Here is a 13,019-nt window from a genome sequence, read left to right as displayed (position 1 = left end):
GGCCGGTTAAACGAAGAAGCCCCGGTCCGCCACCATGTGGCGTACCGGGGTTCCATTCGCGGAAGGTAAGAGATTCGAACTCTTGGTACGGGGTTACCGCACACTAGTTTTCAAGACTAGCTCCTTCGGCCGCTCGGACAACCTTCCCTAACGAGTAGTGTTTCATAGGCAGTTGGCTGCAACAAAACAGAGTCTGCCGTGCGTCCGGTGCACACTGGTTCTGGGGCACGAATCAGCTAGAAAACGGGAGTTCTCCATGAAAGCCGTCTACATTGCAGAACCCGGTGGTCCGGAGGTTCTGGAGGTCCGCGAAGTGGACGCGCCGGTGCCCGGGCAGGGCGAGGTGTTGATCGACGTCGTCGCCGCCGGCCTGAACCGGGCGGACGTGCAGCAGCGCAGGGGCTTCTACCCGCCCCCGCCCGGCGCGTCCGAAATCCCCGGGCTGGAAGTGTCCGGGCGGATCGCCGGCTTCGGTCCCGGCGTCACCAAGGCATTCTCCGTGGGTGACAAGGTGGTGGCGCTGCTGGCAGGCGGAGGCTATGCGGAGCAGGTTGCGGTGCCGGCGGAGCAGGTCCTGCGGATTCCCGACGGCGTTGATGTGGTCACCGCTGCCTCGCTGCCGGAAGTCGCAGCCACGGTCTACTCCAACCTGATCATGACGGCGCAGTTGCAGGCCGGTGAAACTGTCCTGATCCACGGCGCCACCGGCGGGATCGGCACCATGGCCATCCAGCTGGCCAAGGCCTTCGGCGCCAGGGTCGCCACCACCGCGGGAAGCGCGGAAAAGGTGGGGACCGCGAAGGCTTTCCTGGGCGCGGACATCGCCATCAACTACACCGAAGAGGACTTCCCCGAAAGCCTCCGGCGGCAGAACGGCGGCAAGGGCGCCGACGTGATCCTCGACGTTGTGGGTGCCAAGTACCTGGCGCAGAACGTTGATGCGCTCGCGGACTACGGCCGGCTTGTTGTCATCGGCCTGCAGGGCGGGGCCAAGGGGGAGCTGGATCTTGGCCAGCTCCTGCGGAAGCGCGCGGCGGTGGTTGCCACGGCACTGAGGCCGCGCCCGGTGGCGGAAAAGGGCGCCATCATGAACGCCGTGCGGGAATCCGTGTGGCCCCTTATCACGGACGGCCGGATCCGCCCGCTGGTGGCCAAGACCTTCCCGCTGGACCAGGTCGCGGCCGCCCACCGGTACTTCGACAGCGGCGACCATGTGGGCAAGATCCTGCTGGTCATGTAGGCCGGGTAGATACTGAGTATTGCTTTGCGCCGCGGACTGGGTTAGCCTCACTCTATACGCGGTATGCACGGGTCTTGGGGGTCCGTGCATACCGACGCTGACGCCACCGCTAGGAGCATCATGTCCATCCGCCACAGCCTCCTTGCCCTGCTGCAGGACCAGCCGCGTTACGGCTACCAGCTCAGGGTTGAGTTCGAGAACCGCACCGGGTCCACTTGGCCCCTGAACATCGGGCAGGTATACACCACGCTGGACAGGCTGGAACGCGACGGCCTGGTCAGCAATGACGGCAGTGACGGCGAAGGCCACGTGGTCTACAGCATCACCCACGCCGGCAAGGCGGAGGTGCGGCACTGGTTTGCCGCCCCCGTGGAACGCAACAACCCGCCCCGGAACGAGCTGGCCATCAAACTGGCGCTCGCGGTCACGCTGCCGGGCGTGGATGTGGAGGCCATCATCCAGGCCCAGCGGGTGGCGTCCATCCGTGCGCTGCAGGACTACACCAAGGCCCGCCGCGACACGGCCGCCAACCAGCGGGCTGCGGATACCGCCTGGCTGCTGGTGCTGGATTCGCTGATCTTCCAGACGGAAGCGGAGGTCCGCTGGCTGGACCTTTGCGAGGCGCGGATGCTGCAGCAGGCGCAGACCGCGGGCCAGGCCACACCACGCAAATCGTCCAACGGGGTCACTGTGGAAGAGGCTGCCCCGCTCATCGCGGATAGCCGCCGGTGAGCGTCCAGAGGCCGCAGCAGGTCCTGGAACTCGCCAAGGTCAGCAGGACGTTCGGTGAAGGCGCGACGGCGGTCGCCGCGCTGCGCGAGGTAGACCTCAGTATCAGGGCCGGAGAGTTCGTCGCAGTGATGGGCCCGTCAGGTTCCGGGAAATCCTCCCTCCTGGCGCTGGCCGGGGGACTTGACCGGCCGACGTCGGGCGGTGTCTTTGTGGAATCGACCCCACTGGGCGGGCTGGGACTGAACGAACTCGCCCGGTTGCGCCGCCGCGCCGTCGGCTACGTCTTCCAGGACTTCAACCTTGTCCCCACCCTGACGGCTGCCGAGAACGTGGCGCTGCCGCTGGAGCTGGACGGGACGGCCACCAGGAAGGCGCAACGCCAGGCCCTCGATGCGCTGCGGCAGGTGGGCATCCCGGAACTCGCGGACCGCTTTATGGACCAGATGTCCGGGGGACAGCAGCAGCGCGTGGCCATCGCACGGGCCATCGTGGGCGACCGCCGGCTGATCCTGGCCGACGAACCCACGGGAGCCCTGGATTCCACCACCGGCCACGGCGTGATGGAGGTGCTCCGCGGACGTGCCGATGCCGGTGCGGCCGTGATGCTGGTGACCCATGAGGCCCGGCATGCCGCGTGGGCTGACCGCGTGGTGTTCCTCCGGGACGGCCGGATCGTGGACCAGGCGGCTGCCATGCATGATCCCGCCATGCTCCTCACGCAGGCCGGCCACTGACGTGGCGCTCTCCCTCGACCCGGCGCCCGGCGGGCGCCGGCAGGCTTTCCGCGTCGCCGTGCGGATGGCGCGGCGCGATATCCGCCGCCACAAAGGGCGTTCCCTTCTGATCATTTTGCTGATCATGCTCCCCGTGGCCGCAATGACAGGCGCGGTCACCCTGGTCCAGAGCACCCAGGAAACCGCCGCAGAGCGAGTTCAGTACGAGCTCGGCACCACGCAGGCTCGGTTCCGGCCCATGCCCATGGCCAACGGCGTTATGGTCCAGCACCCGGTCGAAGAGCTGCAGATCACCACCAGCGACTGGGACAGGAAACCTGGCTTCACGGCCACTGATCCGCAGGACGCGATTCCGGCCGGCTACGACGTGCTCACGGAATCCACCATGGACCTCACCGCCGCGTCGGGTGCGGCGGACGTGCGGGTTATGGGCCGCGCGGTGGACGCCATGGCCCCGGCATTTGCCGGAAAATACACGCTGATGGAAGGCAGGGCCCCCGAGACTGAAGCCGAGATGTTCGTATCGCCGGGGCTGCTGGAGCGGTTCGGGCTGGAACTGGGGGAAGAGCTTGCGACGTCGGCCGGGACGTTTGTCGCGGTCGGAACGCTCCGCGATGCGGCCTATTCGGACAGCAACTCCATCGTCTACCTCAGGCCCGGCCAGGGCAGCGTTGGCGCCCCGGCACCTGCCTCCACCGGTCCGGCGCCGACCGCGCCGGCCATCACGGCCACCATGTATTACCTGGTGGGTTCCGAGCCGGTGACCTGGAGCCAGGTCCTTGAGGCCAACGCCGTCGGCGTCACCGTGCTGTCCAGGTCCGTGGTGCTGAATCCGCCGTCCCAAGAGGAGCGCGGGCCGGAGGGCGCAGGGACCTCATCCAGCGCGGCGCTGCCGCTCACCACCTACGCGGCCGGGGCGCTCCTGGGCGCCCTCGCATTGCTGGAGGTGGGCCTGCTGGCGGGAGCCGCGTTCGCCGTGGGCGCCAAGGGGCAGGTCCGGGAGCTGGCCCTGCTTGCCGCGACGGGGGCCGAAAGTCCTACCATCCGTTCGGTGGTGATGGCGGCTGGCCTGTGGCTCGGCGGCCTTGGCGTGGTGGCCGGCGCTGCGGTAGGGCTGGCCGCGGCCGCCGGGGTGGTGATCGTGGCACGCCTGAACGGATCGGTCCGTTTCCCGGGATTCCATCCGGACGCTTTGTTGACGGTCCTGGTGATGGTCATGGGCTACGTGGCGTGCCTGCTGGCTGCCTTGGCCCCTGCGCGGCAGGTGGCGCGCCAGGCCGTTCTGGGCGCACTCAAATCGGGGCGGGCGCCGGCGTCGGCCGGCAAGGCGTCCACCGTGGTGGGTACTGTCCTGCTGGGAGTGGCTGCCGTGTCACTTGCCGTCGGCACATGGCTTGCCGTCAGCAGCGAAGACCCTGATGTGTTCTTCTCAAGGACGCCGGTGATTCTCTGGTTCCTGTTGGGCGGCGCGGTACTGGGCGTTGCGTCCTTGGTCCTGTTGACCGGCAAGGTGGTGGCATTCCTTGGCAAGCGTGCCGGACGTCTTCCGCTGGCTGCGCGCATGGCCGCCCGGGACTCTTCCCGCAACCGCGGCCGTACTGTTCCAGCTGTTGCCGCCGTCCTTGCCGCCGCCACCCTCGCCAGTGCCGGCATGGTGCTGGCCGCCAGCCAGCAGGCGAACGAGCAGCAAAACCACTACTGGTCCGCGTTGCAGAACCAGGCAGTCCTGCCGTTATCTGTGTGGCAGCCTCCACTGGCTGACGGAACAATGCCGGACCCACTGCGGATCGACCCCGCAGAGGTGGTGTCCGCCCTGAATGCAGCAGTGGACACCGTCGAATGGACCAGCGTGCTCCGCACGGCCGCCATCCGGAACTGCGACATGCGGCCCGAACTTGCTGACGCGTCGCCAGCGCAAACGCCGACGACGAGCTGCCTGCAATATTCGCTGGCCACACCCGAGGGTAACGCGTGCCCCGTGACCGCCGGCCACCAGCGCGTCCTTGATCCGGAGGATTGGCGCTGCCAGGGAGCGATGCGTCCGTACGAGACGCAGGGAAGTACTAACTCCGTCATCGTCGGAACGGCCGATGACGTGGAAAGGCTGTTCGGCACGGTGCCCACGGCCGAAGCCCGCGACGTGTTGGCGGCCGGTGGCATGGTGGTGACCAACCCCGTGTTCGTCCGCGACGGGCACGCGTCCCTGGTGGCGAAGGACATGCGGAAGCCCGCGCCGGGCAATCCGGCCACTGGTGTCTTCCAGGGCTACGTGGAGACGGGACAGACGGAAGTTGCCGCGGCCGTGCTGGAGCCGGCAGTTAAGGTGCAGTACTACGGCGTAGTTTCCCCCGAGGCGGCAGCGACGGCCGGAATGCGCGTGGATGACAGCGCGCTGCTGGTCCAGTTCAGCGCCTACCCTGATGCCGTCCAGATGGACAAAATGTCCGAAGCGCTCGCCGGAATCTACAAGGACCGCTACGGGACCCCGCTTATCGAGCGCGGACCGGAGCAGGACGACTCGCTGATCCTCTGGTCCATCGTGGGCCTGGGCGCGCTGATCACGCTCAGCGCGGCAGGCATCACCACGGGCCTGTCCATGGCGGACTCGCAGAAGGACCACGTGACGCTTGCCGGCGTGGGTGCGGCCCCGCGTCTGCGGAAGGCGCTCGCAGGTTCCCAGGCGCTGATGACGGCGGGGCTCGGAACCGTGTTGGGAAGTGTTGCCGGGATAGTGCCCGCCGTGCTGCTGGTGACGGCCACCGGGATGGCGCGGACCGCCGTCGTTCCCTGGCTCCAGCTCGCGGCGCTGCTGATCGCGGTGCCGCTCACCGGTGCGGCCCTGGCGTGGCTGTTTACCCGGGCGAGGCTTCCGGTGTCCCGCCGGGAGGTGGGGACCTGAGCGGTACGGCGCGGGAGCTGAGCGGGGGAGCGCCGGAATTAGGTCACACAGTTGGGTCTTTTTGATTGGGCCCAACAGGCCTACCGTGGGGCCTAGGACGCTGTCCGTCCCGGACGGCCGAAATACGGAGGGACCTCTTATGACAACGCATGTTGCCGATTGCAGTGTTACCCGTTGCTCGTTTAATGACCACGAAGGCTGTACGGCCCACGCCATCACGGTGGGCGGAAGCAAAGACCACGCCAGCTGCGCCACGTTCATCGACACGGGCACCCATGGCGGGCTGCCCAAGGTCCTGGCAGATGTCGGAGCATGCCAGCGCTCCGAGTGCATCCACAACGACCACCTGATGTGCAACGCCGCCGAAGTCCATGTGGGCCCCGGCGCTGACAACGCGGACTGCCTCACTTACGCACACGCGTAGCCACGGCTCCCGCACGGGATTAGTCACGAAGGCCTCCGTCCAGGAAACCCTGAACGGGGGCTTTTGTGCGCTCGGCGCCACCCGCTGGCCGTTCACCGCAATGACACACGGCGCGGGCAGAATGCCGCCTCCTCGTTGGTGCGGCGTTGGTAAGGTGCCTTTGAGCAACTCACTGAAGCACCAATTCTCAAGGAGGAGACATGGCCAGCAGGCCTGACGAACCGGTACGTGCAGCGAAAGGAAGCGGCCCACTGACCGCCGATCCGAAGCTTCCGCCAACGGCAGTGGATGAGGCCGTCCGCGAAGCTGAAGACAAGAAATGGACCCCGGCCAAGATCGCCCTGTGGGCAGCCATCGCACTGCTCGGCGGCGTCGCCTGGTTCATGCTGGCCATCGTCCGGGGCGAAACCGTCAATGCGATCTGGTTCGTTTTTGCCTCGGTCTGTACCTACCTGATCGGTTACCGCTTCTACTCCAAGGTGATCGAACGCCTCATCACCAAGCCGGATGACCGCCGCGCCACGCCGGCGGAATACAAGGCTGACGGCAAGGACTATGTCCGCACGGACCGCAACGTGCTGTTCGGCCACCATTTTGCCGCCATCGCCGGCGCCGGCCCGCTGGTCGGACCCATCATCGCGGCCCAGATGGGCTACCTCCCCGGCACCATCTGGATCATCATCGGCGTTGTGCTCGCAGGTGCCGTCCAGGACTACCTGGTGATGTTCTTCTCCATGCGCCGCGGCGGCCGTTCCCTCGGCCAGATGGCCCGCGAAGAACTGGGCGTCATCGGCGGCACGGCAGCACTGATCGCCACGCTGCTCATCATGGTGATCATTGTGGCGATCCTCGCGCTCGTCGTCGTCAACGCCCTGGGCGAAAGCCCGTGGGGCGTGTTCTCGGTGGGCATGACCATCCCGATTGCGCTGTTTATGGGCGTCTACCTGCGCTACATCCGGCCGGGCAAGATCATGGAAGTCTCCCTGATCGGCTTTGTGCTCCTGATGGCCGCGATCATCGGCGGCGGCCTGGTGGCGGAAACCGAATGGGGCTCCGCGTTCTTCACCCTGGACAAGGTGACCATTGCCTGGGGCCTCATTGTCTATGGCTTCATTGCCGCCATCCTTCCGGTCTGGCTGCTCCTGGCCCCCCGCGATTACCTCTCCACGTTTATGAAGATCGGCGTGATCGTGATGCTGGCACTGGCCATCATCGTGGTCCGCCCGGAGATCACTGTCCCGGCCTTCAGCGAGTTCGCCAGCCGGGACAACGGGCCGGTCTTCCCCGGTGCCCTGTTCCCGTTCCTGTTTGTCACCATTGCCTGCGGGGCGCTATCCGGCTTCCACGCCCTGATCTCCTCGGGCACTACCCCGAAGCTGATCGAGAAGGAACGCCAGACGCGCTTCATCGGCTACGGCGGCATGCTGATGGAGTCATTTGTGGCCATCATGGCGCTGGTAGCGGCCATCTCCATTGACCGGGGCCTCTACTTCGCAATGAACGCCCCCGCGGCCCTGACCGGCGGCACGGTGGAAACCGCGGCCGCCTGGGTCAACGGCCTTGGCCTGTCCGGGGTCAACATCAGCCCGGCCATGCTCGCGGAGACGGCAGCCAACGTCGGGGAGCAAAGCATTGTGTCCCGGACCGGCGGCGCGCCCACACTTGCCGTGGGACTCGCCCACATTATGCAGCAGTTCATCGGCGGCACGGCCCTGATGGCCTTCTGGTACCACTTCGCCATCATGTTCGAGGCGCTGTTTATCCTCACCGCGGTCGACGCCGGTACACGCGTTGCGCGCTTTATGCTGCAGGACTCCATCGGCAACTTCATCCCGAAGTTCAAGGAGCACTCGTGGCGGCCGGGGGCCTGGCTGTGCACCGGCGTTATGGTGGCCGCCTGGGGTGCCGTGCTGCTCATGGGCGTGACCGATCCGCTGGGTGGCATCAACACGCTGTTCCCGCTGTTCGGCATTGCCAACCAGCTGCTGGCCGCGATCGCGCTGTCCGTGTGCCTGGCCATCGTCGCCAAGCGGGGGAGCTTCAAGTACCTCTGGATCGTGGCGGTACCGCTCGCTTTCGCGGCGGTGGTGACCATCACCGCGAGTTACCAGAAGATCTTCTCGTCGACGCCCGCCGTCGGCTATTTCGCCAACAATGCCGCCTTCAGCAAGGCACTCGCGGACGGCAAGACGGAGTTCGGCTCAGCCAAGAGTGTTGTCGCCATGGAAGCCGTGGTGCGCAACACCGCGATCCAGGGCTGGCTGTCCGTCATCTTTGTGGTGTTGAGCATCATCGTCATCGCCATGGCTTTGGTGGCCACCATCAAGGCCTTCCGCAACCATTCGGCTGGGTTGCCGAACGTTGACAACGAGGACGAGGCCCGGCCGTCGAAGGTCTTCGCACCCGCCGGGCTGATCCCCACACCCGCGGAACGTGAGCTGCAGGCCGAGTGGAACAAGCTGCCGGCCGAGCTGCGGTTCGAAAGGGCAGGTCACCACAAATGAGCCCCGGTCTGGCCGCGGTCGCAACAGGGTTCCGGGGTTTCGCCCGGTACCTCGGCGGCGTGCTCGGTGCTGATGCGTACACCAAGTACCTGGAGCACCACCACGCGGCCGGACATGGGGAACCACCGCTGACGGAACGCGAGTTCTGGCGGGACCGGACGGACCGCCAGGACTCCAACCCGCAGGGCCGGTGCTGCTGACGCTGACTGCCGGCCAGCCTTCATCGGCTGGCCGGCTTCATCAACTGGACTGCCCGTCCTCGGCTCGTGAGAGTATGAACGCATGAGCGATCCGACAGACACTCAGCCTGATGATGTCCCCGTTGAGGGCAGGACCCTCGACAACGGCGAACCGGCCATGCCGGCTGTGCCCATCCCGGCTGGAGCCGTCACCGGCCCCGGCGCTGCACGTCCGGCCACTACCGGCCCGGCGGCGTCGAGCACGTCACTCGGGGGCAAGGCCAAGGGCAGCAACCTGCAGGACCTTGTGGACGAGCCCGCGAAAGTCATGCGGATCGGCACCATGATCCGGCAGCTCCTGGCAGAGGTTAAGTCGGCCCCGCTGGACGACGCCGCGCGCGAACGCCTCGCCGAGATCCACGAACGTTCCATCAAGGAGCTGGAGGACGGGCTGGCACCGGAGCTCGTTGAAGAACTGGAACGGATCAGCCTGCCCTTCCCGGAGAACACCACACCGTCCGACGCCGAGCTTCGGATCGCCCAGGCGCAGCTGGTGGGGTGGCTGGAAGGCCTCTTCCACGGCATCCAGACGGCCATCGCCGCCCAGCACGCTGTACGGGAGCAGGCCGCCGCGCAGCTGCACCTGAAGCAGCTTCCGCCGGGCACCATGATCGCCCCTGGCGTGGTTATCGGGGAGAACGGCGAGCCGCAGCGGGCCGCCGCCGGCCAGCATTCCGGTTCGGTGCCGTCAGGCCGGCCGGAGGACCCGGACCACGGTCCCGGCCAGTACCTCTAGGTTCCTGCGTGGGATTCTTTACTGCCGCCCGGCAAGGGCGCAAGGACGATGCTGAGCTGGGCAAGGGCCTTTGGCGCCGTGCCCACGATCGTTTCCACCGTGGCCTGGACCGCTATCACCAGGTCCTCGAAGGCGTCGAAGACGAACAGCTTTATGCGGAACTCGTAGAAGTCGCGAATGAGCTGGCGGGGCTCCTGGAACGTGTCCGTGGTGTTTGCGTCGAGGCCCAGCGACGTTCGCCCAGCGAGGGGCTGGACATTCCCGGGGACCTGGCCGGTGTGCACCGGTCGTTGTCGAAGGCAGGCAATTCACTGGCCACCACTGCCGAGGCTGCAGCCATGCTGCGGCTCGCCGTCGGTCCCGTCCCGGTGGGGGCGGCCTCGGTACGCCGCCGCGCGGAATCAGTGTTTGAGCAGGTGGCCGACGCCGAACGCCGGCTCGCCGAGGATGCCGCCGCCGGCGGCCAGCCCGAAAGCCGTTCCGGCTGAGCGGTATTTCCGGCTGAGCCTCAGGCGGCGATCCGAGCCTGCTCTATGGCAACAGCGTCGATAACGGCCCACGATTCCTCGGTGCCGCAGTTCCGGCTGGCGAAACGTTCGGCGTCCTTCAGGGAATCGAAGCTTTCACTGCTGATCCGGCCGCTATCGGCGTCGAAGTACGTAACGTGAAATTCCTGTGCAAGTTGGTTTTCCATAAATCCAGTCTGCAACCGGGGTCTGACATTAACCGTTCATCAGTCCCGCGTGTTGCCCAGGCGTAGCACCCGCTCCTGCGCGAGCATGGCCGAACGTTTGGCCTTGTCGGCTGCCCGGGCCGCCTGCTTGGCCTCGGCGGCCGCCGTGCCCAGGTTTTTCCTGGCGCTGTCCAGCTGCTCCTCCGCGGCTTTGAGCCGGTCGCGGAGCTCACGTGTTTCACGGGTCAGGTCCGCGACTTCGGCCTCCGTGTCCGCCAGCTGACTTTGCCGGTCCGCGGCCAGCCGGGCGGACTCCTCTTCGGCTGCCATGGCCTCGCCCAAGGCAGCGTTGGCTTTCTCCAGCGCCGAGGGGGACGCCGGCCGTGGAGTCTCCCGGACAGCCTTGAGGCGCGGCTGGTCCGGGGGTTTGCGGGTGCCGGGTTCCGCCGTCGTCTGTTCTTCCTCTGCTTCTTCCGGCACAGTGGCCGGTTGCTGTTTGGGACGGCCGAGTGTGGTGGCGCGCGGCGCCGGCACGGCCCCGGGCACCGCTACGGCCCCATCGAGATCAACCGTGTCCACGCCGTCGGCGGACAGCGCCTGGACCAGCAGTCGGCTTTGGACGGCGGCAGTGGCACCTTCGTCGGCGGTCATCGCCTGCAGGGTGCGCTCGACGTCGGCGGCGATGGTGGCGCTGATGCTGCGCCCCTGGCGTTCTGCAACGGCGCGGGCGGTCTCGACGGCGGTCGCCAGCAGGGTGCGGCGCTCCCGCGCCAGTTCCCGGAGGGCGGCGGCGTCGAGGGATGCCTGGGCCGACCGCATCCGTTGGCCGAGCTCGGAAAGCTGCGCGAGCACTCCTGGCTCATGGATGGCCAGCATGTTGACCGCCCAGGCCGCCGCTGACGGTTTTGGCAACGCCTTGACGGCAGCCGGGAGATCCTTCCCGGAACCGGCGGCTGCCTTGGCTGCGGCGGTCCGGGCAGCCACAAACTCCTCGATAGGCAGGGCGTACAGTTCGAACGCGATAGCCGTCAGCGCCTTGTCATCCATGCTCGCCATCATAGGGGGCGGGCTCCGGAGCCGAAGGGTATGTGTGCCGCCTAGACTGGCCGCATGAGAAGAGTGTGGGGGCTCCTTGTCCGGCCGGCCGTTCTGATGGTGGCAGTCTGCATCCCGGTTGCCGGCTGCTCGAACGTCTGTCCGGCCATCGGGTGGGTCAACTCCATCACGGTTGAACTGGCGGGTGACATCTCGCGTGTGGATACCGTGCAGCTGTGCGCCGATGGCGCTTGTTCGGAGTTGCGACCGGAGCCTGGGACGGCAGCACCGCGCATTGTCGTGACAACACCGCTGGATGCCAGGGCTCCGCACACCCCGGAAGCCCAGCCCACCATGGCCCCGTTCTACGCTGAAAGGATCGACGCCGATACCTGGCGGTTCACCGTCAGCATGAGCTCTCCTGACCACGTGACCGCTAAAGCGCTGTCTGCCACGGGCGACGTCCTCGCCGAGAAGGAAGCCGACCTGGACTGGAAGCGGGTGGGCGGCTCGGCCCAGTGCGGCGGTCCCGTGGAAGCTTCGCCGGTCGAGCTCACGGTCAAGCCCCGGCTCTAGTCTCCGTTCAGATCGAAGTCCAGGTCCAGGTCCTCCGGGGACACGAGCGTCCGCCACGTCGACTTCACCCGGGCGGTGGGTAGTTCTGCGGCGATGGGCATCCGGTCAACGGCCACTAGCTGGTCCAGATCCAGGCCGGTGACGGCGGCGATATCGCGGACGGGGACCTGAAAGGTCCGGAACGGGCCCAGGGGCGGAGCCTCGTCCACGGCGCCCGGGCGGGGCACATCGGGCAGGTCGGCCAGCTGTGGTGTCTGGTCCACGATGTAGCCGGTGGCCGAAAGCTCCCCGTCCTGGAGGAATGCGGCGACCTTGAAGAACAGCAGCGGAATCTCCACGCCGCGGTACACCGGGTCGTTGTCCCCGAAAATGGGTCCGGTGAACACGATCAGCCGCCTGCCGTGGTCGGCGGCATGCTCCAGCAGGTAGGACTCCAACCCGAGCCACAGGTCCAGGCTCTGGTTGAACTTCGCAGCCTGGGGCACGGCGTTCGTGTAGTGGAACGTGTCCTCATTCGCTTGGGCGGCCTCCTGCCGGGTATCACCCCAGACGGCTGAGGCGCGCCGGACCAGGTGTCCCCTATCAAGGTCGTTCCGGGCGTAGAGCTGCTCACCGGTCTGCAGGTCCTCGGCCAACCTTGGATCCAGCTGCCATTGGATCCCGGATCGGTCCAGATCCATCAGCTTCTCCCCGTCGATGCCGAGGGCCGTGACGGCGGCCAGGCGCTTGTCCAGCCGCATGAGCACCGAGAAATGGGTGTAGGGCAGCAGGATCGTTTTCGTGTCGGCCAGAATCGGCACAGGAACCTGTACACCCAGGAAGGCGACGTCGTACCCCGACCGGTTCGACAGATCGCGTGCAGCAGCAGAACCCGGTACCAGCAACAGTTCGTCCATGGCCGGACATTAGCAGTGGAAGATGACGGCGGGATGAATTTCGGTGGACCACAGGGAAACTGCCGTCGGCGTCCCAGCTCAATGCGGCGGGCTGTTGAAGGGCTTAACCAGCGAAAAACCCCGTATCATCGTCGAAATCAACGACAATACGGGGTTTATCCCGAGCTTCCTATCAGAATCGAACTGATGACCTTTTCATTACGAGTGAAACGCTCTACCGACTGAGCTAAGGAAGCACCGCACAATTCGCCCGGCGTACCGGGCGGTTCATGCAAGAGTCAACTGTAATAGAGTCCCTGCGCCCGGGTCAAAATGGGCGCCCAAACACCCC

General features: G+C 66.6%; 13 protein-coding genes and 2 tRNA genes. 10 read left to right on the top strand and 5 right to left on the bottom strand.

What is annotated here, in order from left to right; genetic code table 11:
* Positions 1 to 59: 59 nt before the first annotated feature.
* Positions 60 to 147, bottom strand: a tRNA-Ser gene (locus V6M49_RS02855).
* A gap of 109 nt (positions 148 to 256) precedes the next feature.
* Between V6M49_RS02855 and V6M49_RS02850 the strand changes: the two genes are divergently transcribed.
* From V6M49_RS02850 to V6M49_RS02810, 9 genes are all read left to right on the top strand, one after another.
* On the top strand, positions 257 to 1,240 hold the full coding sequence (locus V6M49_RS02850) for an NAD(P)H-quinone oxidoreductase (protein WP_141139438.1): 984 nt from the start codon (positions 257 to 259) through the stop codon (positions 1,238 to 1,240).
* Positions 1,241 to 1,360: 120 nt separating this feature from the next.
* On the top strand, positions 1,361 to 1,972 hold the full coding sequence (locus tag V6M49_RS02845) for a PadR family transcriptional regulator (protein WP_332759944.1): 612 nt from the start codon (positions 1,361 to 1,363) through the stop codon (positions 1,970 to 1,972).
* Positions 1,969 to 2,706, top strand: coding sequence for an ABC transporter ATP-binding protein (locus V6M49_RS02840; RefSeq protein ID WP_141139440.1), 738 nt, complete (start codon positions 1,969 to 1,971; stop codon positions 2,704 to 2,706). Before V6M49_RS02845 ends, V6M49_RS02840 begins: the two co-directional genes overlap by 4 nt.
* 1 nt (position 2,707) lies before the next feature.
* Positions 2,708 to 5,605 carry a hypothetical protein gene (locus V6M49_RS02835; RefSeq protein ID WP_332759943.1) on the top strand — a complete coding sequence of 966 codons (2,898 nt, stop codon included), beginning with the start codon at positions 2,708 to 2,710 and terminating at the stop codon, positions 5,603 to 5,605.
* 139 nt (positions 5,606 to 5,744) lie between these two features.
* Positions 5,745 to 6,029 (top strand): DUF1540 domain-containing protein, encoded by a 285-nt coding sequence (locus V6M49_RS02830; protein ID WP_104063319.1) that lies wholly within the window; start codon positions 5,745 to 5,747, stop codon positions 6,027 to 6,029.
* Between the two features lie 200 nt (positions 6,030 to 6,229).
* Positions 6,230 to 8,533 carry a carbon starvation CstA family protein gene (locus tag V6M49_RS02825; protein WP_332759941.1) on the top strand — a complete coding sequence of 768 codons (2,304 nt, stop codon included), beginning with the start codon at positions 6,230 to 6,232 and terminating at the stop codon, positions 8,531 to 8,533.
* A complete protein-coding gene (locus V6M49_RS02820) occupies positions 8,530 to 8,733 on the top strand; it encodes a YbdD/YjiX family protein (protein ID WP_160677758.1) in 204 nt (67 codons plus the stop codon). Before V6M49_RS02825 ends, V6M49_RS02820 begins: the two co-directional genes overlap by 4 nt.
* Before the next feature lie 82 nt (positions 8,734 to 8,815).
* Positions 8,816 to 9,508 (top strand): bacterial proteasome activator family protein, encoded by a 693-nt coding sequence (locus tag V6M49_RS02815; protein WP_141139444.1) that lies wholly within the window; start codon positions 8,816 to 8,818, stop codon positions 9,506 to 9,508.
* Positions 9,509 to 9,516: 8 nt separating this feature from the next.
* On the top strand, positions 9,517 to 9,996 hold the full coding sequence (locus V6M49_RS02810) for a hypothetical protein (protein WP_141139445.1): 480 nt from the start codon (positions 9,517 to 9,519) through the stop codon (positions 9,994 to 9,996).
* Between the two features lie 20 nt (positions 9,997 to 10,016).
* Here V6M49_RS02810 and V6M49_RS02805 read toward each other — a convergent pair whose 3' ends face one another.
* A complete protein-coding gene (locus V6M49_RS02805; protein WP_104063322.1) occupies positions 10,017 to 10,202 on the bottom strand; it encodes a hypothetical protein in 186 nt (61 codons plus the stop codon).
* A 39-nt stretch (positions 10,203 to 10,241) separates the two neighbouring features.
* Complete coding sequence (locus tag V6M49_RS02800) at positions 10,242 to 11,228, bottom strand: hypothetical protein (protein ID WP_332759937.1); 987 nt, start codon at positions 11,226 to 11,228, stop codon at positions 10,242 to 10,244.
* 63 nt (positions 11,229 to 11,291) lie between these two features.
* Between V6M49_RS02800 and V6M49_RS02795 the strand changes: the two genes are divergently transcribed.
* Positions 11,292 to 11,792, top strand: a complete 501-nt coding sequence (locus V6M49_RS02795; RefSeq protein WP_332759936.1) for a hypothetical protein — start codon at positions 11,292 to 11,294, stop codon at positions 11,790 to 11,792.
* Here the strand turns inward: V6M49_RS02795 and V6M49_RS02790 are convergent.
* Together V6M49_RS02790 and V6M49_RS02785 are read right to left on the bottom strand one after the other, a co-directional pair.
* The gene (locus V6M49_RS02790) at positions 11,789 to 12,688 is read right to left on the bottom strand and encodes a DNA/RNA non-specific endonuclease (protein WP_332759935.1); all 900 of its coding nucleotides are present in this window, start codon (positions 12,686 to 12,688) and stop codon (positions 11,789 to 11,791) included. The genes V6M49_RS02795 and V6M49_RS02790 overlap by 4 nt on opposite strands.
* Positions 12,689 to 12,851: 163 nt before the next feature.
* Positions 12,852 to 12,924 (bottom strand) — tRNA-Thr (locus V6M49_RS02785).
* Between the last annotated feature and the right edge of the window lie 95 nt (positions 12,925 to 13,019).

Origin of the sequence: Pseudarthrobacter sp., assembly GCF_036675385.1 — a bacterium.
Lineage (GTDB): Bacteria > Actinomycetota > Actinomycetes > Actinomycetales > Micrococcaceae > Arthrobacter.
This window is presented reverse-complemented; position numbering and strand designations above follow the sequence as displayed.

What these genes read in the sequence shown, in the direction of transcription:
- V6M49_RS02850 (WP_141139438.1), top strand. Translation starts at nt 257, where the DNA reads ATGAAAGCCGTCTACATTGCAGAACCCGGTGGTCCGGAGGTTCTGGAG.
- V6M49_RS02845 (WP_332759944.1), top strand. Translation starts at nt 1,361, where the DNA reads ATGTCCATCCGCCACAGCCTCCTTGCCCTGCTGCAGGACCAGCCGCGT.
- V6M49_RS02830 (WP_104063319.1), top strand. Translation starts at nt 5,745, where the DNA reads ATGACAACGCATGTTGCCGATTGCAGTGTTACCCGTTGCTCGTTTAAT.
- V6M49_RS02825 (WP_332759941.1), top strand. Translation starts at nt 6,230, where the DNA reads ATGGCCAGCAGGCCTGACGAACCGGTACGTGCAGCGAAAGGAAGCGGC.
- V6M49_RS02820 (WP_160677758.1), top strand. Translation starts at nt 8,530, where the DNA reads ATGAGCCCCGGTCTGGCCGCGGTCGCAACAGGGTTCCGGGGTTTCGCC.
- V6M49_RS02815 (WP_141139444.1), top strand. Translation starts at nt 8,816, where the DNA reads ATGAGCGATCCGACAGACACTCAGCCTGATGATGTCCCCGTTGAGGGC.
- V6M49_RS02805 (WP_104063322.1), bottom strand. Translation starts at nt 10,202, where the DNA reads ATGGAAAACCAACTTGCACAGGAATTTCACGTTACGTACTTCGACGCC.
- V6M49_RS02800 (WP_332759937.1), bottom strand. Translation starts at nt 11,228, where the DNA reads ATGGATGACAAGGCGCTGACGGCTATCGCGTTCGAACTGTACGCCCTG.
- V6M49_RS02795 (WP_332759936.1), top strand. Translation starts at nt 11,292, where the DNA reads ATGAGAAGAGTGTGGGGGCTCCTTGTCCGGCCGGCCGTTCTGATGGTG.
- V6M49_RS02790 (WP_332759935.1), bottom strand. Translation starts at nt 12,688, where the DNA reads ATGGACGAACTGTTGCTGGTACCGGGTTCTGCTGCTGCACGCGATCTG.